We start from the raw sequence: 24,362 nt of genomic DNA on the forward strand, positions 1-24,362 counted from the left end.
CCAACCCGCCCTCCTTGGAGCAAACGGGAGCTTGCCGCTGCAGCGCAAGTCCGCCGGGCGTCGCTGGAGCTCATCGGAGGAGGCGATCGTTTTCCGGGCTTGTTCAATCCTTGAAGAGGTGCTCGAGGAAATCGTAGGAAACCGGCGCATCGATGCTGCTTGATGACGGGTAGTCGGCAGTCGGCCACACCTCTCTACCTTTCAGTTGTGTGAACAAAGCAGAGTTTGTGTCCCTCGGGGTCGAGGCAGTACGCAGCATAGAAGTCCGGCGCGTAGCGCAGCCGCAAGCCAGGCAGGCCCTGGTCCACGCCTCCATTCGAAATCGCGGTTCGCCAGGCGGCGTCGACCGCCGACCGCTCGCTGGCCAAGAAGCTCACCTGCGTGCCGTGGCCCACCGTGGCCTCGCCGACGTCGAAGGGCATACTGACAACAAACTGCGGCCAGCGCCGCCCCGGCATCCGCCAAACGAGTCCCGCCGGTCCCACGTCCTCAAGCGGCACTAAGCGTTCGAGGCCGAAATGAACCAGCACGCGGTCGTAGAACGTGCACAGCCGCGGGAGGTCTTTCGCACCGATCTGGATGTGCGCGAACATGGCGGCCGTCTCAGATGAACGGTACGCCGCCCGTCACGGGGATGGTCGCGCCGGAAATGTAGCTTGCCTGGTCAGAAGCCAGCAGAACGTACACCGCCTGCAATTCAGCGGGCTGGCCCGGACGCTTCATCGGCGTCTGGGTGCCGAACTCCTTCACCTTGTCCGGCGGCATCGTTGAAGGAATCAGCGGCGTCCAGAAGGGCCCAGGTGCCACGCAGTTCACACGGATACCCTTCTCGGCCAGCAGTTGCGCCATACCCCCTGTCATGTTCTGGATGGCGCCCTTCGTTGCCGCGTAGGCCACGAGCGTCGCGTTCGGTTTGTCCGCATTGACCGAGGCGGTGCTAATGATCGCGCTGCCCGGCTTCATGTGTGCCACGGCGGCCTTGCAGAGAAAGAAGTTGGCGTAGACGTTAGTGCGAAAAGTGCGGTCGAACTCGTCCGCGGTGATCTCTCCCAGGTCTTTATGACTCATCTGAAACGCCGCGTTGTTCACCAGGATGTCGAGCTTGCCAAAGCGCTGCACCGCCGTGTCGACTAGCGTCCTGCAATGCGCCTCTTCGCAAATGTCGCCCGGCACTGCAACGCACATCCGGCCCTCGCGTTCGAGCAGCTCCTTGCAGGCCTGCGCGTCGCCCTCTTCCTCCGCCAAGTACGAGATCAGTACGTCGGCGCCTTCACGCGCGAACGCGAGCGCCACAGCACGGCCGATGCCGCTGTCGCCGCCCGTAATCAACGCGGCCTTTCCCTTGAGCTTGCCGCTGCCGATATAGGAGGACTCGCCGAAGTCCGGTCGCGGTGTCATCATCGACTCCAGACCAGGGGGGGCCTGCTCCGGTGTGTTGAAAGGGGGGCGGGGGCCCGCGTGCTGAGGATGTGTCATGGTTCGCTCCGTTTCACCACGTTTTTGAAGAGGTCAGCATTCAAGGTATGCGTTGTTTCAGTTGCTTCCATCGGACAAATGCTCGACCCCACGCCTCACTGCTGCGATAGGGGAACTTGCGCCGTTCGTGATCGCTGCGTTTCCCTGATGTCTATGAGCAGTTGGCCTCGGTTCAAGGTCGCACATACGTTGTTAGATTAGCCCCCTCAGCAGCGCAATAAAAGGCGGAGAGGCTGCACTGCGAGCGTCTTAAGATCACGGTCCGTTCAAGGGAATCCCCCGTGCGCAGACTTCGCTTCCTCACCAACCGCCACCGCGCGCCGTCCACCAACATCGCGCTCGGCCTGCTGCTGGCCTTCAATGCCGGCGCCGTGAACGCGGGCGGCTTCCTCGTGCTGCACATGTACACCTCGCACATGACCGGCTTCGCCTCGCAGCTGGCCGACGGCATGGTGCTGGGCAACCTCACGCTGCTGCTGAACGCGCTGGGCGCCATCCTCGCGTTCGTGAGCGGCGCCGCGGTGTGCGCGGTGCTGGTCAACTGGGGCCGGCAGCACCGCATGCACGGCGTGTATGCGCTGCCGCTGGTGCTGGAGGCGGCGCTGATGTTCCCCTTCGGGCTCATGGGCGCCATCACGCTCACCTGGGCCACGCCGTTCGCGGTGCCGCTCACGGTGCTGCTGCTGTCCTTCATCATGGGCCTGCAGAACGCGGTGGCGTCGAAGACCTCGGGCGGCAGCATCCGCACCACGCACATGACCGGCAACATCACCGACATGGGCATCGAGATCGGCAAGATGCTCTACTGGAACGGCCGCGCCGGGCAAGACACGACGGCGGTGCGCCACGACCGCGCCCGCATGCGCCGCGCCGGCGGGCTGGTCGGCATGTTCGTGCTCGGCGGCGCGATGGGCGCGCTGGGCTTCAAGTACGTCGGCTTCGTGTGCGTGGTGCCGCTGGCCGCCTTGCTGCTCGCGCTGTCGACTCCGCCGCTGCTGCGCGACATTCCGCGCCTTCGAGCACCCTCTCTTAGCTGAACTCCGCAGAACGTCGATCGGTATGTGGGCTGCTCGCAGCGCCGGCAAAAGCCCTGCGTTCAAGGGGCCTCGATGTCAAAACTGCCCGTTCTCTTATAGATTTCTAGTTCATAAACCCGCTTTAAACATTCGATATCTGCACATGTGTCGCGGACTTCCTCTTTCCAACGCGCATGCTGCGACTTTAGAGTTCGAACATTCGTTGCTTGGAGTTGCGCTCGAAAGATGGATTCAAGCTGAGAGTCCAGTCTACCAAGCAGGGGATCAGCGCATATTTTTTCTTTCACGGCGCTCGCGGGCAATTTGCAATCAAAGGAAGGCTTGGACGGCTCGGAGAGGTATGGCGGGGGCGCTTTTCCCAAAACTGTTGTGTTTTTAAAAGGCGAGTTCAGCACGTCGGAAGGTGTTTTGACCACCTCTGTCGCTGCAAGGAGGTCGACGTTCCCCAATCGTGGGGTGCGAACTATTTCGACCACTAAGTAGAACGCGAGTGCCAGCGCCATCGCGAATATGAGAAAGTGCAGGGTTTTGAGCGCACGTGCTTTTGTATGGCCAAGATTTTTTGACATTGGTAAATAGAGTACAAGCGCTGTTCATCTTGCGCAGAAAATGCTGTCACTACTAGTGGCACTGATAGGTATATTCGGCACTTGTAAGAGGTCGTCCAGCCAAGCGCGCGACTCAGCATCGCTGGGTGCGCGCCAATCGCCTCGCGGGGACAGCGATCCACCTGACCCCACCTTAGGCGAATGGGCACGCAGCTGCGTTTGAACTGGCTGGTTTGAAAGAAGCGGTAGAGGAAGGTGCACAGATGGCGCTTGATATCGGCCAGTGTGTAGGAAGTTCGCGGTGCGCCGACTTCATCGCCTTTCGCCATGGGCTCGGGCCAAGGTCCCGCCTCTCGGTCGTGCCATGCGCACCAGGCCAGGTAGGCCACCTTCGATGGCCGGAACCCGTAGCGCAGTGTGTAGTACAGGTGGAAGTCCTGCAGTTCGTAGGGACCGACAGTGTCCTCCGTTCGCTAGCCGGGCTGCGGATCACCCTCGTTGCCCGGCATCTGGACGCGACCCAGGACGCCCACGCGTGCCGCGGGCATCGGGAAGCGCAGAAATTTCCACGATCAAGCCGGAGCATACGACGCCAGCTATCCACTACGGCTGCATCAACGTGCCCGCCGCCTTCTACGACGGGTACGTAAAGCCCGCTCTTGGATCTCGACGGGGCGGGGTCGACGTGGTGTCAGATGAGGCGAAAAATCCTTTATCCAGTTTCTCGGCAATCCACACCGGCCGCGCCTCTGCCTCCCAACAGGATCTCGCGCGGCCGACGCGCAAGTACTAAGCCATAAGACGGCGCGTCGGCAAAATCGTTCCGGCAGGCCCGTATTCTGGATCTCTATTTTTTTGAGGCGCGGCTTAGTTTGGTCGCCACCTACTTAATTTCTATCAAAGGCACCAGTCCGGCGAATGCTCGCATCGCCCGATCACCCTCTAGGACTACCAATTCTCTTAATAAATCAACGTCGCCCAAACTAGCAAATCCCATACTAAAATTTTTAAATTTTCGTAAGTTGCTGCTACCGCTGACTAACACACGAATATCAGCATGCCGAGGATCCCTTAATATTTTCTCGAACATTTTTCGAATCGCCTCAGGGGCACCTTCTAGATGTTGGCAAAAACGCTCGCCGTCAAAAACGAGCATCCCGGTGATACCTAACTTCGCATTTTGGACGCTTGCGGATTTGGCGAGCTTACGTGCTTCCTGAACCGTCATTTTCATGGCATCTTGACTCGTGTAAAGAAGCTCGAAAATCTCGAAGCGGCTATTTTCTTCTGGCATATGAGCTTCCTCAGCAGTCTTGCGGAGCGGACCTAGGTGGCCTCTGGCGAGCAGGCGTCTCCCATGATAACGGTTTCAATTCTCGAGCCACGTCGGTGGCCGTATCTCTAGCACGTAGCCGAGTCCGCGGACAGTGTGCAGAAGCTTGATATCAGGGGGCTGTTCGAGCTTGTTTCTCAGTCGCCCGATAGTAACCTCCACCACGTTGCTAAGGTTCTCCGCGTGTGCCCCCCATACATGTCCCGCAAGCGCCGAGCTTGAAAATATTCGACCTTGGTTCTGCAGAAGAAACATCAACAGCGAAAACTCTCTGCGGGAAAACGAAATTTGCACCGGGCCGCGCTTTGCTTTACGGCGATGGATATCAACTTCAATGTCCGCTATCTTGAGCGTAGTCGAGATGCTCTTGAATTGCTGTCGCCTTAAGGCCGTCACCTTTACCACTAGCTCGCTCGCAAAGAGAGGCTTGATAAGGTATTCGGTTGCCCCTAACCTCAGCCCTTCCATTCTGTGCGCCAGCTTGTCGCGTGGGGAGACAACAAGGATTTGGGCTGTGCTGCGGCGCCTCACGTCCTGTAACCACACTCTATAGTCTGTATTGGGCGAGGCCACATCAATGATCACGACGCCATATCTCCAGCTCCTGAGGTGACCTCTGGCGCTCTCTGAGGTCGTCGCGACATCTACTAGGAACCCAGCTTTTTCTAGATCATTCCTGTAGTATGAGGCGGATTCCGGCAAATCTTCAAGTACGAGAATACGCATTCCCCATACTAAATTGCTTTGCGGTTAGCTGACAATATGCGGTCCCGCGCCTTTTAGCAGGTTTTGAGAGTTCGCAGTTTCAGGCGCCACCTCGATTTCGGCGCTTAGAACCCACAGCCCCGGTAGCAGGTTGGGGCGTCCCCCCGCAGCAGTGGCGTGGGAATTTCGAGCGCGACGGAAAGTTCACGCTGACCGAAAAATGGGTACGCGGCTGGCGACTCTCTCACACTGCTTGCTAGATGCGCACTAGCCAAGAGTCTTGCTTGATCAGACCTGCGTCTATCGACAGCGCTTGCGCAGCCGTCCCATCCATTCGGCGTCGAAACTATTGACCCCTCTTCTCGTCCATCTTGTCATGGACCCAAAGCATTGCTTTTCGCTCACCTTGCCTGCGGGCTTCCGCCTCACTGCTGTAAGACTTGGCATCTTCAGGCAGGTCCTTCGATTCACCGTAAGGGCCCGAAAGGTAGCCGACCTGGACAATGAACATGCCGCCTGGCCCGTCCTGGGGCACGCACGAGAAAATACAGTCGCGGTAAAGAAAAAGTCGGGGGTCATCGTCGGGCATTGTTTTCTCCTTCGACGTACCTTCCATCATCTCTGCCGGCCTCGGCGTAGGACCCGCGCCCGTCGAACTCGGTCGGCCCCCTGACCTACGACGAGACTCCTCTGCTCTGACGTGGTTGCCGCGTGCCAGCCTGCTTCACTGCCGTTTCACTGAGCCAACCCTTGGGGCTATGAACAGTTCACGAAACAATCCGCAATTCGGTCCTTCAGCCGACACCGCAGCGCAATGCAACGCCTCAGACCTTATTGCAGGCTTCATCTCCTCAAAGAGCTTTCCATGCGTGGGAGCGAAGTCCGCCTTGAACAAAGATCGAATCAGATTCGGCCGCTTCGCATCGCTGGGTTCGGCTTCAAATGCGCCCCAGCTAAATGATGCGTTACTGGCGTTCTCCGCGGAGTTCGAGAACCCCGGTAACGGACCAGTCTCTTACATGGCCATCTTTGACAACGACGAGCCACTTTCAGAGATGGAGTTCGAGGAGCGTTTGTGGGAGCAGCTGCAGAGCATGCACGACGTCGATCAGCGGCGTGGCTTCGACTGGAATCCTCAGGTGAGTGCCGACCCAGGCCGCCATGACTTCTCTTTTAGCAATGGCGGTCGCGCGTTTTTTGTTGTCGGCCTACATCCGGGAGCTTCTCGTCTAGCGCGACGCGCGCCTATGCCGTGTATGGTTTTCAATTTCCATGACCAATTTGAATCTCTCAAAGCGTCGGGAAAATATCAATCGATGCAGGACGCAATTCGCGCGAGAGATATGGAGCTCCAAGGGTCGATCAATCCTGTACTAGCTAGGTTCGGCGATTCGTCGGAGGCTAGACAGTACTCCGGCCGTGCGGTCGAAGCTGGCTGGAAATGCCCCTTTCACCACTGAACCCACAGATGTCTGAAACTCATCCCACCGGCTGCTGCAGAATTCCCCCCCAATCGGGCGTCGCGTTTCGCTTACGCGCAAGCGAGGTATTGCGCATTTACGATCCTTACGGAGAGCAGGTTTCGGATCTCTTCGCCTTCGCTGATAACGATCATGCATGCAGTTTATCCTCGGGGCGCACCATCGACTATGCCTCGAAGATCTACTTGACGAAAGGTGACGCGTTGTATGCCAATGACAGCCGCATAATGTTCCGGATATTGGAAGACCAGGTGGGTAGGCACGATTTCCTTCTGACGCCCTGCAGCCAAGAAATGTTTGAGATCCTGTACAACCATCAGGGCCACCATCCCAGTTGCTTCGAAAACTTGTACCGTGCCTTTGAGCCGTTCGGAATTCGCCCGGAGCAGATTGGGACGACTTTTAACGTTTTTATGAACGTCGTGGTCCATGACGATGGCAGCGTTAGGGTCAAGCCGCCGCTCTCTCGCGCTGGAAACTTTATCGAGCTTCGTGCCGAAATGAATCTCCTGTGCGGCCTGACCGCATGCTCAGCCGAGAACTCCAACAACGGTGCGTTCAAGCCCATAGATTACGAAATCCTTCGCCGTCCATGCAATGAGTAGTCTGATAGGGTGAGGGCGAAGGGGGAAGCGCCAGGCTCAGCCTGCAGGCACTCTCGCTCACGCCCAAGGGACGGGCACTGGGTCGAGCATTTACCGTTTGCTCACCTCGTCTCCCAACGTACCTCCTTTCTTGCGCTAGGGCTGTATCACTGGATCTTGCTCGAAGCCACTGGCCATGAGGTCGACCAGCTAAGAGAATTCGCAGCCTCAGAGCAAGGCTATGCCACCGCGCAAGCCGCCTTCGACGCCGGCGCACTGCGTTGGCGACAATGCTATGACTTGAAGGTCAACGCATACGTGGTCAAGCCGATGGACTTTGGACAACTCGTGAGCGCGATCGCAAACCTCGGCGTGGTCTGGGCCGTGCTGAATCAGCCGCCGCCAGGGGCTGTCACCGCCCAGCTAGCAGTGGCCTGATCTCCATTTGCTAGGCTAGAAGCAAAGCGACCTCGCTTCGCTGGCGAGATCGATCATGAGCTCCTGAAAGTAATGCCGCTCATCAGAGCGAAGCTTCTCGAGCTCCTTGTCTGCGTCGGGCGGCCGCCGAGTCGCGCGCGTACGAAGATGAAGCTGACTGCGCGCTGATGCGTGCTCCTACAAGGCCTCCGGTAACGAGAGCTATTTTCCGTGGATGGTCCTACATGCCCTCCTCGGAAGGCAACCGTCTAATCCGCGAGAACCTAATTCCTACGCTTGAAGCGCTGTCGCAGGCTCGCATAGAAGGTGTGGCTGAAACGGAAGCCGAGGCGATTGCCTGGCTCGAGTCACGATGGTGGGGACGTGGCGGTCGTGGACCTTTTCCTGCGTGAAGGGTCAGGCCTCAACGTGATTGCATGGTGCCGCGCAAGGAAGCCAAACCAGCGGGTCGTGATCTTCTCGAACTACACGGAACCGCGTCCTTGTGAGAGCAGACCCTTTCAGTAACAGGTCGCCGTCCTACGACGGTCTTGGCCCACACTTTCATCGTTGCCCTTTAAGCGCGGATCGCCTTTGCCGCAGAAAAGGATTTGTGATGAACAAAGTTTCCAGTCTTTTCCCCAGCGCAACGAACATGATCCGTGTCGATCACACGCATGTGTTGTCAACGTTCCATCAGTACAAGCCCGAGGCTCCGCTGCGGGTGCGCCAGGCGCTGGTGAACACGATCTGCACTGCGCTTGAAATCCACGCTCAGCTCGAGGAGGAAATTTTCTACCCAGCAGTTCGGCAAGCCGTTGGGACCGAGCTGATCGGAGAAAACTTGGAGGAGCATCAGGAGATGAAGCGATTGATCGCACTGCTCAGGCGAATGGAGCCATCGGCGCGCGACTACGATCAAACCTTGATGACGCTCATGCGTGATGTCATCCACCATGTAGCGGACGAAGAGACGATTGTCTTACCTGCAGCCGAACTCCAGTTGGCAGGCGAGCTAAGTGATCTGGGCCTTCAAATGACCAAGCGGCGGCTCCAACTGGTTGCCCCTCGCGCCGGGCAGATCGCCAAGGACATGGCCTGGGCCGCCTCGGGAAACAAGCTTCTCATGGGCCTCGGCGCTCTTGGGCTTCTTGGCGCAATCGTCCTGGCAGCGAGTAGGCCTCGCACCAGCCATTATCTGGATTGAGGGTCTCATGCGCGCCGACCCTTCGGGCACCTATCCGGCGAGCGCGGGCATTCTTTTTGGCCTCGGTCTCGGCGGTTTTTTCGACGGAATCGTATTGCATCAGCTCCTTCAGTGGCACCATATGCTCAGCAGCTGGTACCCGCCGACGACACTCGAGAATCTGCGCCTGAACACGCTGTGGGACGGAATTTTCCACAGCGCGACGTACATCTTCGTCATACTGGCCGTTTATCGTCTCTGGCAGGCTGCGCGGCGAGGTCAGGTGTTTTGGTCAGGCAAGCTCATTTGGGGGACCGGCTTTATCGGCTGGGGCGCCTTCAATCTGGTCGAGGGGTTGATCGACCATCACCTGCTGGGCATCCACCATGTGAACGAGTTGGTCGGCACCGGCGCCCGCCAGGTTTGGGATGTCGCATTCTTGGTCTGGGGAGCTGCGATGCTGATAGCTGGGAGTTGGTTGTGGAGATGGGGAGCGCGCGACCATCAGGCGAAGGCCGTCCTGCTTCGCTAAGGCACCCATCCGCCATGGCAATGCTCAAGCGCCACGCGGCGCAGCTCATCCTCCTCATCGCGCTGCTCCTTGCCATGACGCCTGTTTGGCGCTGGGCTGCCCTGCCTGCGTCCCCAACTTTTGAAGAAGTTTCTCAACTCATCTGTATTGCGCCCCGAGCAGAAGCAGAGCTCACAGTACTACCGATCTCAGGCGACACCTCAATGAAAGGAAGTGGAGATGAACAAGCCCAATGATGACGTCTGGCCCTTCCCATCCAGCGCACCGAAGCCAGCTGATGAGCCGGTCGTTCCCGACAGTGAGGAGTCAGAGGCCCAGAGCACGGACTTGGGGGGAAAAGCGGGCGAGGATGAAAACGCACCGGGTTTCGTCAAGCAACGAAAAGATTGACTACTGGCGATCGCTGGCGCGCGGTGGAGACGGCGGAGTTGAAGGGCTACTGCCCGCGGCGCGAGCGCTTCCGATCAAAACGCAAGGGCGTGGAAGCGTCGAAGGGCGACGAATCCGCGAACTTCGATTTGCATGAAGTCCTTACTGCGGTGCTGAATACTGAGAGAGCCGGATGGCGTGGCGATTCCGGGCTCTCTCTGATTTCATTGCCGGGAAACCGAAGAGTTGATAGCTAACTAGCGCAGCGCGTCATCGGTCCAGTAACGGCGTCCAGCAATAGATCCTCCAAAGGTCGCTGCGATCGCACCGACGACGAGCGCCAGGAGCAATGCAAGGGCCGCCTGTGAGCCACGTTTGGCCGCCTGATCCGCCACTTGTCGCGCCTTCATTTCGGCCTGCTGTTTTTGCTCAGCCGTAGCCGGCTGTGTCGGATCGACGCCGCCGGCGCCTGCCGCTTGCGCGAGTCGCTGCTGCGCTTGATTTTTGATGCTGTCAACCGAAAGCTCGGAAGGCATTTCACGACGCACCGCGCCAGTAACGGCATCTGACGACGCCCCGGCCGCTGCAGCAGTTCCTAGCACCTTGCTGCCCCCGCTCATCACCGATCCAATCAGTGAGGTGACCAGGTACGCTGTGACCACGGTGGCCAGTCCCCAGGTCAGGAGTCCATGGAGGGAAGCGTCGGTTTTGTCCGGGGCGCCCGCCAAATGGGCAGCGACCCAACCCCCGGCGAAAAGGGAGAGCGCATTGCTAACCACCCACCACAGGCCCGCTGCAATCCCGAAGGTCGATGCGTCGGGACTGCTGTATCGAAGGGGATCCACTGTGCTTAGTCCGAGCCCTGCACCTAATAGGCTCAGCACCAACTGAATGGCCATGGCAACGATGACGCCAGCTACTACAGCGCCCCACGACACGCGATGCCAGCGTGGGCGGGGGAAATCTGAAGAGCTTGGGGCGAGGGTCTCGCGCCCGCTTCGGGGGGGATAGGCCGTGGTGTTCATAGGAATCTCCGTTAGTGAACACTCAGCGTGAGCGCCTGTATTGGCAATGACCACGGAAGCGTTCGCGTCCATACGTAGGTTAAGAACTCGCGCTTCGCTTGAGCCTTGGCCCGGGCCCGCCATGAAGTTCCAGCGGTGGTGGCCCTTAGCGTATCTTCCTACCCGAAGATCTAGTGATCGGACGGAAGATGCGCAGGCCCTCGCTCCCAAATGTTTCGATTTCCTCTACTTGCTAATAGCTCCTCCGATGCAGAACATTTCAAAGGTCGTTGATGCGCCGCAAGGTGGCGACGCGCACATGCCCCCGCCCGTCGTCGGTATAGGAGGATCCGCAGGAGGCCTCCAAGCATTGATGACGGTTCTGGAACCTCTCAAAAGCGACTTCCAGGCCGCGATCGTGGCTGTCCTACACCTTTCCCCCGACCATCAAAGCCATGCGGCGGAGGTCCTTCAGCGGATCACGAAGCTCCGGGTCAGCCAGGTCACAGAGCGCACGTTGCTCAAGCCTGGCCATGTATATGTGATTGCACCCGGGACCAATCTGATCACCGACGATGGTCATGTGCAGCCAGCGGAGAAAAGCAACAAGCGACCGTCAGCGGTGATTGACCTGTTTTTCCGTACGCTGGGCGAAGTTCATCGCGAACGCGCCGTCGCCGTTGTGTTGTCGGGCACGGGTAGCGATGGCGCCTTGGGCATCAAGCACGTCAAAGAGTTCGGAGGTTTCGCGGTCGCCCAGCAGCTAGAAGGCTGCGAGCATGACGACATGCCGAAGGCGGCGATCGCTACTGGTGCCGTGGACCTGATCTTGAGTCCTGCGGATATCGGCAAGCGCTTGGCAGGGCTGGTCACTCTGCCCAGTTCTGATCGAGAGACGGCGAGCCTCCGCAAAGAGGAAACAACCAACGCCCCATCAAAGGAAGAGTCGGACCAGGATCCATACCAAGACGTACTCAACGCTTTGCGGGTACGCACGCGTCACGATTTCAAGAATTACAAGCGGGCCACGGTCCGGCGCCGCTTGGAGCGCCGAATGCAGGTCAACCAGCTTTCGAGTCTTCAAGACTATCGGGACTTTTTGAAGCAGAACCCCGAAGAGTTCGCGCCCCTCCTCGCTGACCTTCTGATCAGCGTCACCAACTTTTTTCGTGATCCCGGGGCGTTCGAGGCCCTGCAGAACGAGGTGCTCTCTAAACTGATGGAGCAGGTCGAGCCAGGCAGCGAACTGCGCGTTTGGGTTGCAGCGTGTGCCTCGGGCGAAGAGAGCTATTCCGTGGCCATCGCGTTGCAGGAGCAAGCTGATCGGATGGCGAATCCGCCGAGCGTGCAGATTTTTGCCAGCGATATCAGCAACTCGGCTCTCGCCACCGCCCGAGCTGGGGTGTTCCCACCAAACATCTCGGCGGACGTGTCGGAATCTCGCCTGATCGGCTTCTTCGAAAAAGAAAAAGGCGATTACTTTCGCGTACGCCCTGCCATTCGCGAGAAGATCATTTTCGCTCAGCACAACGTGCTCAGTGATCCTCCATTTTCGAAGCTGGATCTGATCTGTTGTCGCAACCTGCTGATCTATCTGGATCGAACCGCGCAGGCCGCCACGTTGGAAATGTTTGCCTACGCGCTCCGCCCGGGCGGCTACCTGTTCTTGGGCAGTGCCGAATCAGTGGAGGCGCTTAGCGCGGCTTTTGAAACAGTGGACAAAGAGCATCGGATCTTCAGGCTTAGGCCGGGGTTGGCCTCCATACCGCGAGTAAGAGTCCCGTCTCAGTTGTCCACGGGCGGTGCCTCGCCACCCGATCGACAGGATCCGGCAGCCCCGCGCGACGCTTTTGCGACCTATGAGCAGACCCTCGCTGTTGTCCATGAGCGCGCTTTGGTGACTGCCGCTCCGCCGAACGTGTTGGTCGACGCTGCCTATGAGATTGAACGCGCATCGCACGGCATCGGACGATTCGTGGCCTTCAACGCGGGGGTGCCGACACGCAATCTTCTCAGCAACGTGGCTCCAGATATCCGAGTTGAGTTGCGTACCGCACTTTTCCGCGCGGCCGAATCAGGTCGTCCCGTACAAACGGTCTTTTTGCGCGACCAACTTGGTACGCCGCAAGGTGGAGCGCTCATGGCGCTTTCAGTGCACCCGATCCGAGGCAACGAAGGTGAGCCTATGCGCTGGCTGGTGCTCTTCGATGAGCCCGTGAGCATGCTTAAACCCCGAGTTGGTGACGAGACCGAGGCTGCGCCGTTCGTGTCCGCGATCGAGAGACTGGAGAATGAAAACAAGGCGCTGAAGACGCTGCTCCAAGACACCTTGGACCGTTCTGCCGTGTCAAACGAAGAGCTCAAGGCGTCGAATGAAGAGCTCCAGGCCATCAACGAGGAACTCCGCTCTGCGAAAGAAGAACTCGAAACAAGCAAGGAGGAACTGCAGTCCGTCAATGAGGAATTGACGACCGTCAACTTCGAACTCCGGTCGAAGGTCGACGAGGCGGGTCGCAACAACGACGACCTGCGCAATCTCATTGAAGCATCCGACATCGCAACGGTCTTTGTGGATTCAGCCATGAGCGTGAAGCGTTTCACGCCTGAGGCAAGCAAGCTCTTCGCGCTTATCCCAACCGATGTCGGCCGTCCGCTGATGGATGTGAAAAGCCGCCTCGTGTATGAAGAAATAGTTCAAGATGCAAGCGCAGTGTTCAGACATCTACGACCGGTAGAGCGCAGCGTCACTAGCATAGACGGCGAACACTTCCTCGCTCGAATCCTTCCCTATCGCACCAGCACCGACAAGATCGGGGGCGCCGTCCTCACATTTGTCAACGTGACCGCGCTTCGTGACGCGGAAAGTCGTGTGAGGCTCAGCGAGGAGCGGCTGCGCGACGCGATCGCCGCCAGCAGCGATTTCTGCGTGATCAGCACAGATATGGAAGGCGCTATCACAACCTGGAATGAGGGTGCTGAACAGATCTTTGGCTATTCGAAATCGGAGGTATTGGGACGCCTCGTCGACCTCCTCTACACCGAGCAGGATCGGGTAGGCGAGGTTCCCGCCAGGGAACGCGCGGAAGCGCTAAAAACAGGCCGCTCGTCTGACGAGCGGTTCTATCGTCGAAGTGACGGCACCGCCGTTTTTTGCAGTGGCGTCTTGACGCCACTTCACAGCGGCGAGCCCATAGGGTTCCTCAAGATCGCACGCGACACTTCGGCCAGCAAGCGTGCAGAGCAGACCCAAAGTGATGAACTGCTCAAAGTAAGGCAGGTTTCGGCTTCCACGAAGGAAGCACTGGACCTCAAGGATCGCTTTCTTGCAGTTATGTCTCATGAGTTGAAGCAACCGCTCAATCTCATCAGTGTGAATGCTGAACTGATGGTGCGCCTTCCTGAGTTGAAGACGTTACCTTCTGCTCTGCGCATAGGTCGCACCATAGGCCGCGCTGTGGCAGCGCAGGAGAAGATCGTCAACGATCTTCTCGATCTTTCCAGGATTCAGACTGGAAAGCTGCGACTGAACAAAGAGCCGCATGACTTGGTCGAGATCGTACGCGTGATTTCGCAGGCGATGGCCCCGGATGCGGCGGCGAAAAACATTCGGCTGTACGTCACCTTTCCGGAGCGAGCCATTTGCGACTGCGATGCCGTGCGCATCGAACAGATCGTATGGAACCTCTTGGGGAATGCACTGAAGTTCACCCCGGACGGCGGGACTATCAGCGTAAGTGTCGAAACCAATGCCACGCATGCAAAGCTTGAAGTGCGAGACAGTGGACCTGGCATCGCTGCCGAATCACTGGGGACGGTTTTCGAACTGTTTCGCCAAGCCGCCGCGGCGGAAAACCTTGGCTCGCAACGCGCGGGCCTCGGCATCGGGCTTGCACTAGTGCGAGAACTCGCACTTGCCCACGGCGGAAGCGTCGAAGCTACCTCGCCCGGCTTGGGAAAGGGAGCAGCTTTTCAGGTGTTGCTTCCGCTTGACATAGACCTAGCCGCCACGACCAGGCAGGCGGAGCCCACCAACGGACTGACCGAAGGCAGACGCGTACTCGTGGTGGACGACGATGCCGATATGCTTTCGGTCTTTGCCAAACTCTTGGAGCTCGAAGGAATGGCCGTGACTCACACGCCAAGCGCCAAGCAGGCGCTCCATCTGCTATCCGAGGGAGCGTTCGACCTCGTTTTCTCCGATATCGACATGCCCGAAATGTCGGGCCTGGAGTTCATTCAAAAGGCGCGGGAATTGCGGCTGGCCAAGCCATTTCAAAGCGTCGCGATTACCGGTTTCGGCCGTGAGGTCGACGTTCGCTCAGCACTTGAAGCCGGATTCGACGCCCATCTTTCGAAGCCTATCTCGCTCGAGCGCATTGCCGCGCAGCTGAAACTCCTCGCCGGCGCGCCCACGTAGATCGCTAACTACTAGGTGGCGCATGCGACCAGCCAGGCGCTCGTCAATGGCGAGTCGCAAGAAACCTTCTGACCTTTGTCGCGTCGATGGTTACCCTCAGCTGGGCGGGCTCGGTCACGAGGCGATGGACGATGGCCGCGATGATGTTCCCATTTCTCGCGATGACGCCTAGGCAGGATTCCTCCGGCCCCCCGAGCACGTCACAGGCCGACCGAGTCATATGTACGAGCACCCTGCCGAAGTCGGTCCTGACGGAAATTTCGTATCCGTCGCCCCGGTAGTCGTCGGTGCTCATCGGAGTACTCAACGCGGTCGCTGTGGGTTTCGCTGAAGCTGGGTCAGCTTTTGGGCTTTGCCAGCTGCTCCTGCAGGGCGTCGAGCCGGGATGCAAGCTAATCGCCTTCGCCTCAAAACTTCAGGGCACGCCTTGGTGGGTCAGTCTTTCAGGTCAGCCGGCACTTTGCCGCCGTTTGCGGCCAGTTTGTTCATGACTTGGCGGTGCAGCCAGATGTTCATGCTGGCTGAGTCATTGGTATCGCCGCTGAAGCGAAGTTCGTTCGCCAGTTCCTTGCGTGCAGCCAACGAGCTATCCAGACCCAGCAGTTTCATCAGGTCAACGATCGACGTCTTCCAGTTGAGCTTTTCCGACGACTTGGACGCCATGTCGTCCAGAATCTTTTGCACATCGATTTCAGAAAGAGGTGCGGCCGTGGGCGTCACCGAAGGCGGCGTTCCAGTGGTAGGCGTGGGACTTGGCGCGGCTTGGGTCGGCGCGTTGGCGGCTGCACCAGCAGTGGCCGACGGCGCATTTGCAGCGTGGGTCGATGGAAAGATTTTGCTGAAGATATTTCCCAGGATGCTCATGTTCATTGCTCCAAAAAGTAAGAACATGGTCATCGAAAACGCCGTGCGAAGTAGGAAAGCGTCGCATTCGGCGCCCAGCGGAGATCGAACTGGTGCCTATCCCTCTCCCGGATTACTTGGAGGAAGCATCGTCGCCTCTTCATCAATGGAGTGGCGTTCCTTCAGCGGTCCGTGTTCCTTGGCGCGCTTCGCGAGACGCACGTAAAAGTCGGCCAGTTCTCTGAGATCCTGTTCATCCAGATCCTCGATCCCGACCATACGGTTGCTAGCCGTCTGACTCGCAGCCAATAGTTCGTTCAGCTTGAGGTGGACCGCGACGCTGTCCTTGTTCTGGCTTTGCTGGATCAGAAAGACCATCAGGAATGTAATGATCGTCGTCCCCGTGTTGATGACCAGCTGCCAGTTCTCGGAAAAACCAAAAATCGGCCCGAGGACGGCCCAAACTGCCACTGCGATGATGGCGAGGCAAAATGCGGCAGGACTTCCCGCCCAACGCGTGACACGACTTGCGAACCTGTCGAACGCTGCAAGTACGGGGGACCGGGTGGCGTAGCTTGCACTCGCGGTGTCGGGCATGGATCCCAAGGTGTCTCGGGAGCGAGTGTTATTTTCAGTCATACCCCCAAGGGTAGACAAAAAACTGTACTGAACCTGACCAACCCGACACCGCTTGCCGAAACTCAGACCCGGAAAAAAGGCCGCCAAAACCTCAGCCGCTGCGTGCAATCACTGTACATCTCGTTCGGCCACTTCTCGGCGAACGAAGTCAAAGTGGCACAGGGTCCCATCCGCAACCCCCTCCGCAGCGCGGCGAGCTTGGTCGAGATGGCCATCTTCATCGTGCAAGGAGCAGTCTGGTGGGCGAGATGGCCACAATACTTGCGGCAGCCTGGTCGGCGGTACCGCGGCGGGCGTCTGGTGAGGGTGCTTCCGTTACCGCCAGCTCTGCTGGATCGTCGTTGCAGCTGCCAGAGCATAACAATGTGTATCCAATCAAACACTGGGCTTGACGCGCCGGCGAGGGGGCGAGCGGAGGTGCGGATTTACGCCTTCCCGGTCCGAATCGGTGGGCTTAGGCCATGTATCGTTGGCGTGATGCGACGTGCTCCCGACGTCTGCGCCTAAACTCGCGCAGTACCTAGGTCCAGGACGTCACCATGCACCATTCCTGCTGCTCGGGGCATCGATGGTCGAATTTCTCGTATGAGTCACCCTAGACCTCTTATGCACCCAGACGATGCCGATGTCGAGGCGCGCCGTGTGCATGCCTTGCATTCCACGGGCCTGCTCGATACGCGCGCAAGCGAGAGCTTCGATAGGGTCACGCGTCTAGCGGTCGCGTTATTCGATGTCCCTATCGCCTTGGTGTCGCTGGTCGATACGGATCGGCAGTGGTTCAAGTCGCGGCTTGGACTTGATGCTGTCGAGACCACACGAGATGTTGCTTTCTGCGATTACACGATTCGCGCCGCCGAAGTGTTGGTTGTGGAAGATGCTGCTCTGGATCCTCGGTTTGCAGGGAATCCCTTGGTTACCGGAGAACCCCTCATCCGCTTTTACGCCGGGGCGCCCTTAATCCTGCAATCGGGCGAGGCTCTGGGGAGCCTCTGCATCATTGACCGTTTACCGCGAACATTCACGATCGCTCAACGCGGGCAGCTGCAAGACCTTGCAGCAATGGTCGTGGCGCAGATCGATCTACACCGAGCTGCCGGGCGCGTTGATGATGTCACGCAGCTTCCCAACCATGCTCGAATGCTGGAAGACCTGACCGATCTCGCCAAGCTCTTCCCTGGTCAGGATCGAACGATGCTGCTTGTGGAGGCAATGGATCATGGGGCCGTTCGAGACGCCGCACGGGCCATCGGAATAGCACGGGTGGAGGACTTCCTTAAAAATCTCGCTCTCACTTTGCAGCGGCTGCTGCGCGAAGGCTCAGAACTTTATTTTGTTGGCGTGGGTCGCTTCGCCGTTCTCACCGCTCTCAAGGGTCCAGAACTGGGCCGCCTCGTGGATTTGCTAGATCAAGCGTTGACACAGCCAGTGGCCAGCGGAAATCTTTTCGTCGAGCTCGAGGCGGCCATTGGTGTCGTGCAGTTCACGTTGATGCCAGAAGAAGCACAGGAGGCATTGCGCAAGGCGATGACCGCCGTCCACCAGGCAAGAGCGGCGGGACGCTCGCGGATGGTTTACGAACAGGAGTTCGACGTCCGCCATCAACGCGCGTTTGCCATTCTCCGCGATCTTCCAAATGCCATTGCGAACGACGAGCTTTACTTGGTCTTTCAGCCCAAACTTCGAGTGAGTTCCGGCGTCTTCGAGGGAGTGGAGGCGTTGCTGCGCTGGAACCATCCGCAGCTGGGAAATATACCGCCTGGCGTCTTCATACCGTTGGCAGAAAACACAACGCTAATTCATGACATCACCAACTGGGTGATCGATGCAGCCCTGCGGGAGCTTGTTGCTCTTTCGTCACGCGACTTGTCAATCGCCGTCGCTGTCGCCGTAAATGTCTCTGCACGTAATCTTGAGCGGCCTGATTTCATAGCGGACCTCGAGCGCATCCTTGCAAGACATCCCGTCATGCCCGACAGGCTGCACATTGAGTGCACCGAATACAGCCGGCTGACCGATCCGGCGATCATGGAAGTTCTGCTCAAGATTCGGGCGCTTGGCATTCAGCTGTCACTTGACGATTTTGGGATCGGCTATTCCAATCTGACCTGCTTGGAAAAACTGCCCTTTCAGCTGATCAAGATAGATCAGTCTCTTGTCATACCGATTGCCGGCAATCCGCGAGCGCGGCGGTTGCTCGAAGGCGTTGTCGCGCTCGGCCATGGCATGGGATTCCGCCTGCTGGCCGAAGGCGTGGAGACCCAAGAAGTGTTCCGACAAGTCATCGATCTGGGCTTTGACCATGTGCAGGGGTATTACCTCTCCCGACCGCTATCGCCTGAGGCGCTCATTCGTTTTCTTGAAAATCCACCGTCAATTGACAACGTGGTACAGCCGACGTCTGGGGGCAGCGGTGCTCAAACAGACTAATCATCGCGAGGTCCGCCTAGCGACGCTTTGATCGATCAGGCTCTCCATTACAGGGGAACAGGCCGCCGGCCTGTGTGGCGCTAAGCATTGAATTGAAAAGTGCTCCCTGTCCCTCTTCGCACCCGGTCGACAACAGGGCTGATTCGATGCCGGGCAAATCGACGCCCTCGGCTGCGATAGTCAGGTCAAAGCCCTGGCCCAAGCCTACTAACGCCGCCACAATGCCAGCGCTCTCAGGTTCCGAGCGCATTTTCTCCACGAAGCTTCGATCAATCTTGACCTTGTCCATTCTGAAATTTCGCAGATGAAAAAGGCTGGAATATCCGGTGCCAAAGTGGTCCAGTGCAATGCGCACGCCCGCCGCCCGCAACGGTGCCAACACCATCTGGGCGCCGTCAATATCTGCGACGAGCGCGCTTTCCGCGATGTCCAGTTCCAGCCGGCTTGGAGGCAAACCGCTTTCGGCCAGAATACGCAGCACCCGCGCGGGCAGCAGCGCATCTTTCAGCTGGCTCGGGTAGATGTCCACAGCGATGCTGACGCGCGAGGGCCATGCAACCGCGCTGGCGCAGGCTTGTCGCAGAATTTTTTCCGCCAAAGCATGGATAAGGCCCACCTCCTCCGCGATAGCGATGAACTGTTCCAGCGGCACCTCTCGACCGTCAGGGCCGATCCATCTTGGCAGGACGTCAAAGCCAATCACAGCATGTGTTTTGAGATTGACGGTGGGCTGGAAGACCGGTTCGATATTTCCAGCATCGATGGCTTCCCTCAGCGCTGCTTCCATGCTTGACCGGCTCTTCACCCGCGCATCCATCTCAGGTTCGAAAAACCGCAGCGCCGAACGGCGTTCCGCCTTGGCGCGATACAACGCGATATCTGCCTTGCGCAGGGCTTCCACCACCGTGGTCGCATCAGATGGAACCAACGCGATCCCGATGCCTACCCCGACCCGGTGCACTGCACCACCCGCCAAGATGGGGCTGTTAAGACCTTCGATCACGCGCAGCGCGATGTTCGTTGCCGCTTCGGGGCCCGCAAGGTGGGTCGCCAGTATGGCGAATTCGTCGCCGCCAAAGCGGGCCACCATATCGCCTTCACGCATAGCCGAAAGCATTCGCTGTGCAACTTCAGCCAGAACTTCGTCGCCTACGCCGTGCCCGTGTACATCGTTGACCTGTTTAAAGCCGTTCAAGTCCATGAGAAAAACGCCGTGCGCGGCACCTGCACGTGGCAGCGCTGCGATAGCTGTACGCAGAGCATCGTCGAATCGGCGCCGGTTGGGCAAGCCGGTCAGTCCATCTTGGAAGGCAAGTTCTCTGATGCGTCTTTCGGCGGCTAAGCGCCTTGCCAGCTCTCGGCGCTGACCGAAATACTGTCGTGCGCCGAAAACGAGCAAAGCGATGCCCAGCAGCGTGCCGATCAGCAGCGCTTCGTCGAGTTCAATCTTGGCTTCCTGTGGACCGACTGAGCCCTCCCCCTGGAAAATGTCGATGGCATACGCGATGTACAGGGCAACCAGAGTGCCCGCAAAGATCAGCGACAGGTCCCTGATCGCGAACTTATGACGCATCAGGAAGCCACGGAAAGATTTGAAAGTCATTCACAGGGGAAGTGGCGACCGTCCACCTAACACAGCGCTCGTCGTGTCCGTCAGACCACGAAGCTTAGGCTTGCCAAAATATTCGTCTGACAGCATGCGTGATCACCGCTTTTTGCAACCCCGTTATACGCTATTGACGGACTGGAAGTGCGATGCATGCGCAGAAGGCGATGTGGCCGTGAAATATACGTGACACCGCTTGTCGTATGGCTTGCAGCCATCAGGCATTGACTCCCGGCGAAAGCTGTTAATGCTCTGGAGCGAAGCCGGCACCAGACTACAACTCGAACGCGCAATTTTGCCTAGGATGGGTTGATTCGTCCAACGCCATCTTCCAACGCCAAAAAGATCATGCCCGATCAAGTGTTCTCGCGTCGCTACCTACTGATAGCAACCCTCTCGGCCTCTGCTGTTGCAAAGCCCATGGCCCTCTGGGCGGCAACGCGTGGCAATACAGTCATCGACGAGCTCAATGCAGCCAGCGCCACGCCGACGCTCGCCCAAGGCGCCCGAGGTGCGGCGGTGGTGCGTGCGCAGATCCTACTAGACCGCGCCTGGTTTTCGCCCGGAGAGATCGATGGCGGATTCGGGGCCAACATGCGTCGTGTCGTCACCGCCTTTCAAAAGGCAACCGGCATTGCCATAACTGGGAAGGTGGATAGCGCAACCTGGGAGGCACTGAGCAAAGATAGTGCGCCGCTGTTCGTGACTTACACGATCACCGAGAAAGACGCGGCGGGCCCTTTCACCGTCACGCCGGCCGACATGACCGAGCGCGCCAAGCTCAAATCGCTCGACTACGAGAATATCCAGGAGGCCCTGTCTGAGCGCCACCACATGGCGCCACGGCTGCTCAAGGATCTGAACAATGGCTCAAGGTTCAAAAGCGGCGATGCCATCACTGTGGTCAACGCCACGACCGATGCCGATGCCGCCGTGGTCTTGTCGGCGAAGTCGATCGAGATCGACAAGGGCGAGCACGTGCTCTTCGTGCTCGATGGCGCAGGTAAGCCGCTGGCTGGATTTCCGATCAGCATCGGCGGCGCGCTCGATCCGTTGCCGCTCGGCAAAATGAAGATCACCAACGAGGTGAAAAGCCCAACTTTCACCTACAACCCCGCCATCCTCAAGAAAGGGGTTCCTGCCAACGCGCAAAAGGTCGATGTAGCGGCCGGACCGAACAATCCGGTCGGCGATATCTGGATGGGTCTCTCGAAGCCGCACTGGGGGATCCATGGCACGCCGGCCCCGGACCGGGTTGGCCACGAAGAAACGAATGGCTGTATCCATTTGACCAATTGGAACGCCGCTCGCGTGGCGAAGCTTGCCAAACCGGGGTTTGCGGTCGAGGTGAAGGCCTGAGATCGTCGGTTGTGCAGCCTGCCGTGTCGAAGTTGGCGTATTTGGCGCTGGGCACGTGGTTTGCGACGTGCAGCGTCGCAGCCCAGCCGGCAAAGCCGCGACACGGCGCTGCGCTGCTTGACACACGGTCGCTTGCGATGCCGGTCGATGGCGTCCACCCGTCCGTCTTGCAGGACACTTTTGCTGACGGCCGCACAGAAGGCCCACATGAAGCACTTGACATCATGGCGGCACGCGGCACACCCGTGCGCGCGGTTGACGACGGCACCCTGGCCAAACTTTTCCACAGTGTGCCGGGCGGTCTCACGGTCTATCAGTTCGATCCCACGGGCCAGCTCTCTTACTACTACGCACATCTCGACCGTTATGCCGATGGTTTGCATGAGGGCATGGCGCTGAAGCGCGGCGACCTCATCGGCTACGTCGGCAGCACCGGCAATGCATCGCCGAGCGCGCCACACCTTCACTTTGCGGTTTTTCGCCTTGGGCCGGAAAAGCATTGGTGGCAAGGTAGCCCCATCAATCCTTACCCGGCATTGAGGCGGCTGCGTTAAAGCAAGAGCGGCATGTCATGACAAGCGCTCTGCATGACGCGCAAACGGCTACTCTCCGCTGGCGACGCACAGCGCGTCGGCCGCGGCGCGTAATTAGGGGGCATGCTGCGCGCGGGCACTTGCAGCACATTGGAGCTTTGCGTGTAGCTTGCCGCGTTGCGGCGTGCCGACGCCGGGGCCCAGATGCCGAGCAGCGATCACGGCCGCAGGCCGCGGCAGCTCCACAGGGACGAACGCAGGACCTGCGCCGTGGTGCTGGGCGCCGGGCGTGGTTGAGTTAGAGCGCCACCCACGCGCTCTCGACGGACGCTTGACAACTGGACGTCGATGCGCCGCGGCTTGGGTCACCCTTGGGATACGTGGTGCTCGGGATCACGCCCATGGGACGAGCAAAACTGAAGCGGATTCGAAGCGATCCATCGAAGCAGCCCCTCCCGCCGCGGTTTTTGCGGATGTTGGGTCTACGTTATTGGCTGTAGCGCCTAAAGATTACACCCGAGAGGCGTGGAGCATGTCGAAACGCGGAGGCGATTTCCTCGATTCTGCGTGGTCTTCAAGATCAACATAACAATGAAAACATCGCCCCTTACCGTGTCTCCACAGGGACGCGCGGCAGCTCTCGAACGTGAACGGTATCGCAAGATGGCACGTTCCGCGCACGCCTATGTGCGCGGCAACACCAAACAGTTCTACGAGTGGCTCGACGCTTGTCAGCCGAGCACATTACCTGAAGGGCCGCCCGTTTGGATATGCGGGGATTGTCATTTGGGGAACCTTGGCCCGCTTGCGAACATGCAGGGAAATGTCGAAATTCAAATCCGTGACCTTGACCAGACCGTGATAGGAAATCCCGCTCACGACATTATTCGGCTCGCACTCTCATTGGCCATGGCGGCTCGCAGTTCGGACCTACCAGGCGTGGCGACGGCCCTGATGATGGAACGCCTCGTGGAAGGGTACGCCGCATCGCTGACGAAACACCACGATGGAGCTACACGGCGAAAGATCGGGACAGTGCCAGCTGCCATCGCGCCAGTTCTCGCAATGGCCGGGCGACGTTCATGGCGTCACCTGGCCCGCGAACGTCTAGAAGATCCGTCGCCTCGTATTCCGATGGGACGACGCTTTTGGCGCCTTAGCGGTGAAGAGGAAGAAGCAATCTCGCAGCTTTTTGAGAAGCGATCCGTATCGAGGCTGGCATCACTGCTCACCTCGCGAGCGGACGACGCGTCTATTCATGTCAAGGATGCAGCTTACTGGATGAAAGGCTGCAGTTCGTTGGGGCGTTTACGTTATGCGGTGGTACTTTCAGCGGGAGGCCCTGCCTCTCAGAATCAGTTTTGTCTTATGGACCTAAAGGAGGCAGTTGCAGCGGCTGCCCCGTCCTATTCAAAAGTGGGGATGCCACGAGACCATGCAGCCCGGGTGGTCGAAGGCGCGCGAAACCTTTCGCCCCATCTCGGGGACCGCATGCTCAGTGCTCAACTCCTTGGGCAACCAATCGTGTTGCGTGAGTTAATGCCGCAGGACTTAAAACTCGAGTTTTCGGAGCTGTCAGCGCACGATGCTTGCGAAGTCGCAGAATATTTAGGGTCGGTGGTCGGACAGGCGCACGCCCGGCAGATGAACACGCAGACGGCTGTGTCCTGGCAGGCTGAGTTACGGAAACACAGGTCGAAGTCTCTCGACGCTCCCTCGTGGCTATGGAATAGCGTCGTTGATTTGGTAGCAAGCCACGAGGCAGGTTATCTGCAGCACTGCCGGCGCTACGCGGAAAAATTGTAAAAATCACTGGTACAAAACGCCTTTCGGCGACCAGCCATCTTCCCGTCTGCCGCGAAAGAG

General features: G+C 58.7%; 23 protein-coding genes and 2 pseudogenes. 13 read left to right on the top strand and 12 right to left on the bottom strand.

Going from position 1 to position 24,362, the window contains the following annotated elements; genetic code table 11:
- Positions 1-194: 194 nt before the first annotated feature.
- Positions 195-593: a VOC family protein gene (locus tag QTI51_RS37825; protein WP_286518268.1), complete on the bottom strand. Its 399-nt coding sequence runs from the start codon at positions 591-593 to the stop codon at positions 195-197.
- A 10-nt stretch (positions 594-603) separates the two neighbouring features.
- The gene (locus QTI51_RS37830; protein ID WP_286518267.1) at positions 604-1,476 is read right to left on the bottom strand and encodes a glucose 1-dehydrogenase; all 873 of its coding nucleotides are present in this window, start codon (positions 1,474-1,476) and stop codon (positions 604-606) included.
- A 281-nt stretch (positions 1,477-1,757) separates the two neighbouring features.
- Here QTI51_RS37830 and QTI51_RS37835 point away from each other — a divergent pair, with 281 nt between their 5' ends.
- Positions 1,758-2,513 (top strand): YoaK family protein, encoded by a 756-nt coding sequence (locus QTI51_RS37835; RefSeq protein WP_286518266.1) that lies wholly within the window; start codon positions 1,758-1,760, stop codon positions 2,511-2,513.
- A gap of 59 nt (positions 2,514-2,572) precedes the next feature.
- Here QTI51_RS37835 and QTI51_RS37840 read toward each other — a convergent pair whose 3' ends face one another.
- The 5 genes and pseudogenes from QTI51_RS37840 to QTI51_RS37860 form a co-directional block, all read right to left on the bottom strand.
- Entirely contained in the window at positions 2,573-3,082 is a 510-nt protein-coding gene (locus QTI51_RS37840; protein WP_286518265.1) for a lysozyme inhibitor LprI family protein, read from the bottom strand.
- Between the two features lie 24 nt (positions 3,083-3,106).
- Positions 3,107-3,534, bottom strand: a pseudogene (locus tag QTI51_RS37845) (hypothetical protein); the annotation flags it as partial.
- 410 nt (positions 3,535-3,944) lie between these two features.
- Complete coding sequence (locus QTI51_RS37850) at positions 3,945-4,355, bottom strand: BLUF domain-containing protein (protein WP_286518264.1); 411 nt, start codon at positions 4,353-4,355, stop codon at positions 3,945-3,947.
- Between the two features lie 75 nt (positions 4,356-4,430).
- On the bottom strand, positions 4,431-5,120 hold the full coding sequence (locus QTI51_RS37855) for a response regulator transcription factor (protein ID WP_286518262.1): 690 nt from the start codon (positions 5,118-5,120) through the stop codon (positions 4,431-4,433).
- A gap of 325 nt (positions 5,121-5,445) precedes the next feature.
- Positions 5,446-5,688, bottom strand: coding sequence for a hypothetical protein (locus tag QTI51_RS37860; RefSeq protein WP_286518261.1), 243 nt, complete (start codon positions 5,686-5,688; stop codon positions 5,446-5,448).
- 169 nt (positions 5,689-5,857) lie between these two features.
- Here QTI51_RS37860 and gntA point away from each other — a divergent pair, with 169 nt between their 5' ends.
- The 7 genes and pseudogenes from gntA to QTI51_RS37895 all read left to right on the top strand — a co-directional run bounded on the left by gntA (position 5,858) and on the right by QTI51_RS37895 (position 9,689).
- The gene (gene gntA / locus QTI51_RS37865) at positions 5,858-6,559 is read left to right on the top strand and encodes a guanitoxin biosynthesis heme-dependent pre-guanitoxin N-hydroxylase GntA (protein ID WP_286518259.1); all 702 of its coding nucleotides are present in this window, start codon (positions 5,858-5,860) and stop codon (positions 6,557-6,559) included.
- A gap of 8 nt (positions 6,560-6,567) precedes the next feature.
- Positions 6,568-7,185, top strand: a complete 618-nt coding sequence (locus tag QTI51_RS37870; RefSeq protein ID WP_286518257.1) for a DUF1989 domain-containing protein — start codon at positions 6,568-6,570, stop codon at positions 7,183-7,185.
- A 273-nt stretch (positions 7,186-7,458) separates the two neighbouring features.
- Positions 7,459-7,602: pseudogene (locus QTI51_RS37875) on the top strand (response regulator); the annotation flags it as partial.
- 595 nt (positions 7,603-8,197) lie between these two features.
- A complete protein-coding gene (locus QTI51_RS37880; RefSeq protein ID WP_286518256.1) occupies positions 8,198-8,788 on the top strand; it encodes a hemerythrin domain-containing protein in 591 nt (196 codons plus the stop codon).
- Positions 8,789-8,795: 7 nt separating this feature from the next.
- Positions 8,796-9,299 carry a DUF2243 domain-containing protein gene (locus QTI51_RS37885; protein WP_286518255.1) on the top strand — a complete coding sequence of 168 codons (504 nt, stop codon included), beginning with the start codon at positions 8,796-8,798 and terminating at the stop codon, positions 9,297-9,299.
- Positions 9,300-9,313: 14 nt separating this feature from the next.
- Complete coding sequence (locus QTI51_RS37890) at positions 9,314-9,535, top strand: hypothetical protein (RefSeq protein WP_286518254.1); 222 nt, start codon at positions 9,314-9,316, stop codon at positions 9,533-9,535.
- A complete protein-coding gene (locus QTI51_RS37895) occupies positions 9,519-9,689 on the top strand; it encodes a hypothetical protein (RefSeq protein ID WP_286518253.1) in 171 nt (56 codons plus the stop codon). The genes QTI51_RS37890 and QTI51_RS37895 overlap by 17 nt, the downstream gene beginning before the upstream one ends.
- Positions 9,690-9,925: 236 nt before the next feature.
- Here the strand turns inward: QTI51_RS37895 and QTI51_RS37900 are convergent, their stop codons facing one another.
- Positions 9,926-10,693 (bottom strand): hypothetical protein, encoded by a 768-nt coding sequence (locus QTI51_RS37900; RefSeq protein ID WP_286518251.1) that lies wholly within the window; start codon positions 10,691-10,693, stop codon positions 9,926-9,928.
- A gap of 247 nt (positions 10,694-10,940) precedes the next feature.
- Here QTI51_RS37900 and QTI51_RS37905 point away from each other — a divergent pair, with 247 nt between their 5' ends.
- Positions 10,941-15,089: a CheR family methyltransferase gene (locus QTI51_RS37905; protein ID WP_286518250.1), complete on the top strand. Its 4,149-nt coding sequence runs from the start codon at positions 10,941-10,943 to the stop codon at positions 15,087-15,089.
- A 43-nt stretch (positions 15,090-15,132) separates the two neighbouring features.
- Here the strand turns inward: QTI51_RS37905 and QTI51_RS37910 are convergent, their stop codons facing one another.
- From QTI51_RS37910 to QTI51_RS37920, 3 genes are all read right to left on the bottom strand, one after another.
- On the bottom strand, positions 15,133-15,384 hold the full coding sequence (locus QTI51_RS37910) for a hypothetical protein (protein WP_286518249.1): 252 nt from the start codon (positions 15,382-15,384) through the stop codon (positions 15,133-15,135).
- A 140-nt stretch (positions 15,385-15,524) separates the two neighbouring features.
- Complete coding sequence (locus QTI51_RS37915) at positions 15,525-15,953, bottom strand: DUF3597 domain-containing protein (protein ID WP_286518248.1); 429 nt, start codon at positions 15,951-15,953, stop codon at positions 15,525-15,527.
- Between the two features lie 96 nt (positions 15,954-16,049).
- On the bottom strand, positions 16,050-16,529 hold the full coding sequence (locus tag QTI51_RS37920) for a low affinity iron permease family protein (protein WP_353506578.1): 480 nt from the start codon (positions 16,527-16,529) through the stop codon (positions 16,050-16,052).
- Positions 16,530-17,177: 648 nt separating this feature from the next.
- Between QTI51_RS37920 and QTI51_RS37925 the strand changes: the two genes are divergently transcribed.
- A complete protein-coding gene (locus tag QTI51_RS37925; protein ID WP_286518247.1) occupies positions 17,178-18,998 on the top strand; it encodes a bifunctional diguanylate cyclase/phosphodiesterase in 1,821 nt (606 codons plus the stop codon).
- Positions 18,999-19,014: 16 nt separating this feature from the next.
- On the opposite strand, the gene QTI51_RS37930 is transcribed toward QTI51_RS37925, so the two are convergent.
- Complete coding sequence (locus QTI51_RS37930; RefSeq protein ID WP_286518245.1) at positions 19,015-20,601, bottom strand: putative bifunctional diguanylate cyclase/phosphodiesterase; 1,587 nt, start codon at positions 20,599-20,601, stop codon at positions 19,015-19,017.
- A gap of 351 nt (positions 20,602-20,952) precedes the next feature.
- Here QTI51_RS37930 and QTI51_RS37935 point away from each other — a divergent pair, with 351 nt between their 5' ends.
- From QTI51_RS37935 to QTI51_RS37945, 3 genes are all read left to right on the top strand, one after another.
- Entirely contained in the window at positions 20,953-21,963 is a 1,011-nt protein-coding gene (locus QTI51_RS37935) for a L,D-transpeptidase family protein (protein ID WP_286518243.1), read from the top strand.
- Between the two features lie 137 nt (positions 21,964-22,100).
- Positions 22,101-22,517, top strand: coding sequence for a M23 family metallopeptidase (locus tag QTI51_RS37940; protein WP_286518241.1), 417 nt, complete (start codon positions 22,101-22,103; stop codon positions 22,515-22,517).
- Between the two features lie 546 nt (positions 22,518-23,063).
- Positions 23,064-24,302: a DUF2252 family protein gene (locus tag QTI51_RS37945; RefSeq protein ID WP_286518239.1), complete on the top strand. Its 1,239-nt coding sequence runs from the start codon at positions 23,064-23,066 to the stop codon at positions 24,300-24,302.
- Positions 24,303-24,362 lie beyond the last annotated feature (60 nt).

Source organism: Variovorax sp. J22G73 (genome assembly GCF_030317035.1).
Taxonomy (GTDB): domain Bacteria; phylum Pseudomonadota; class Gammaproteobacteria; order Burkholderiales; family Burkholderiaceae_C; genus Variovorax.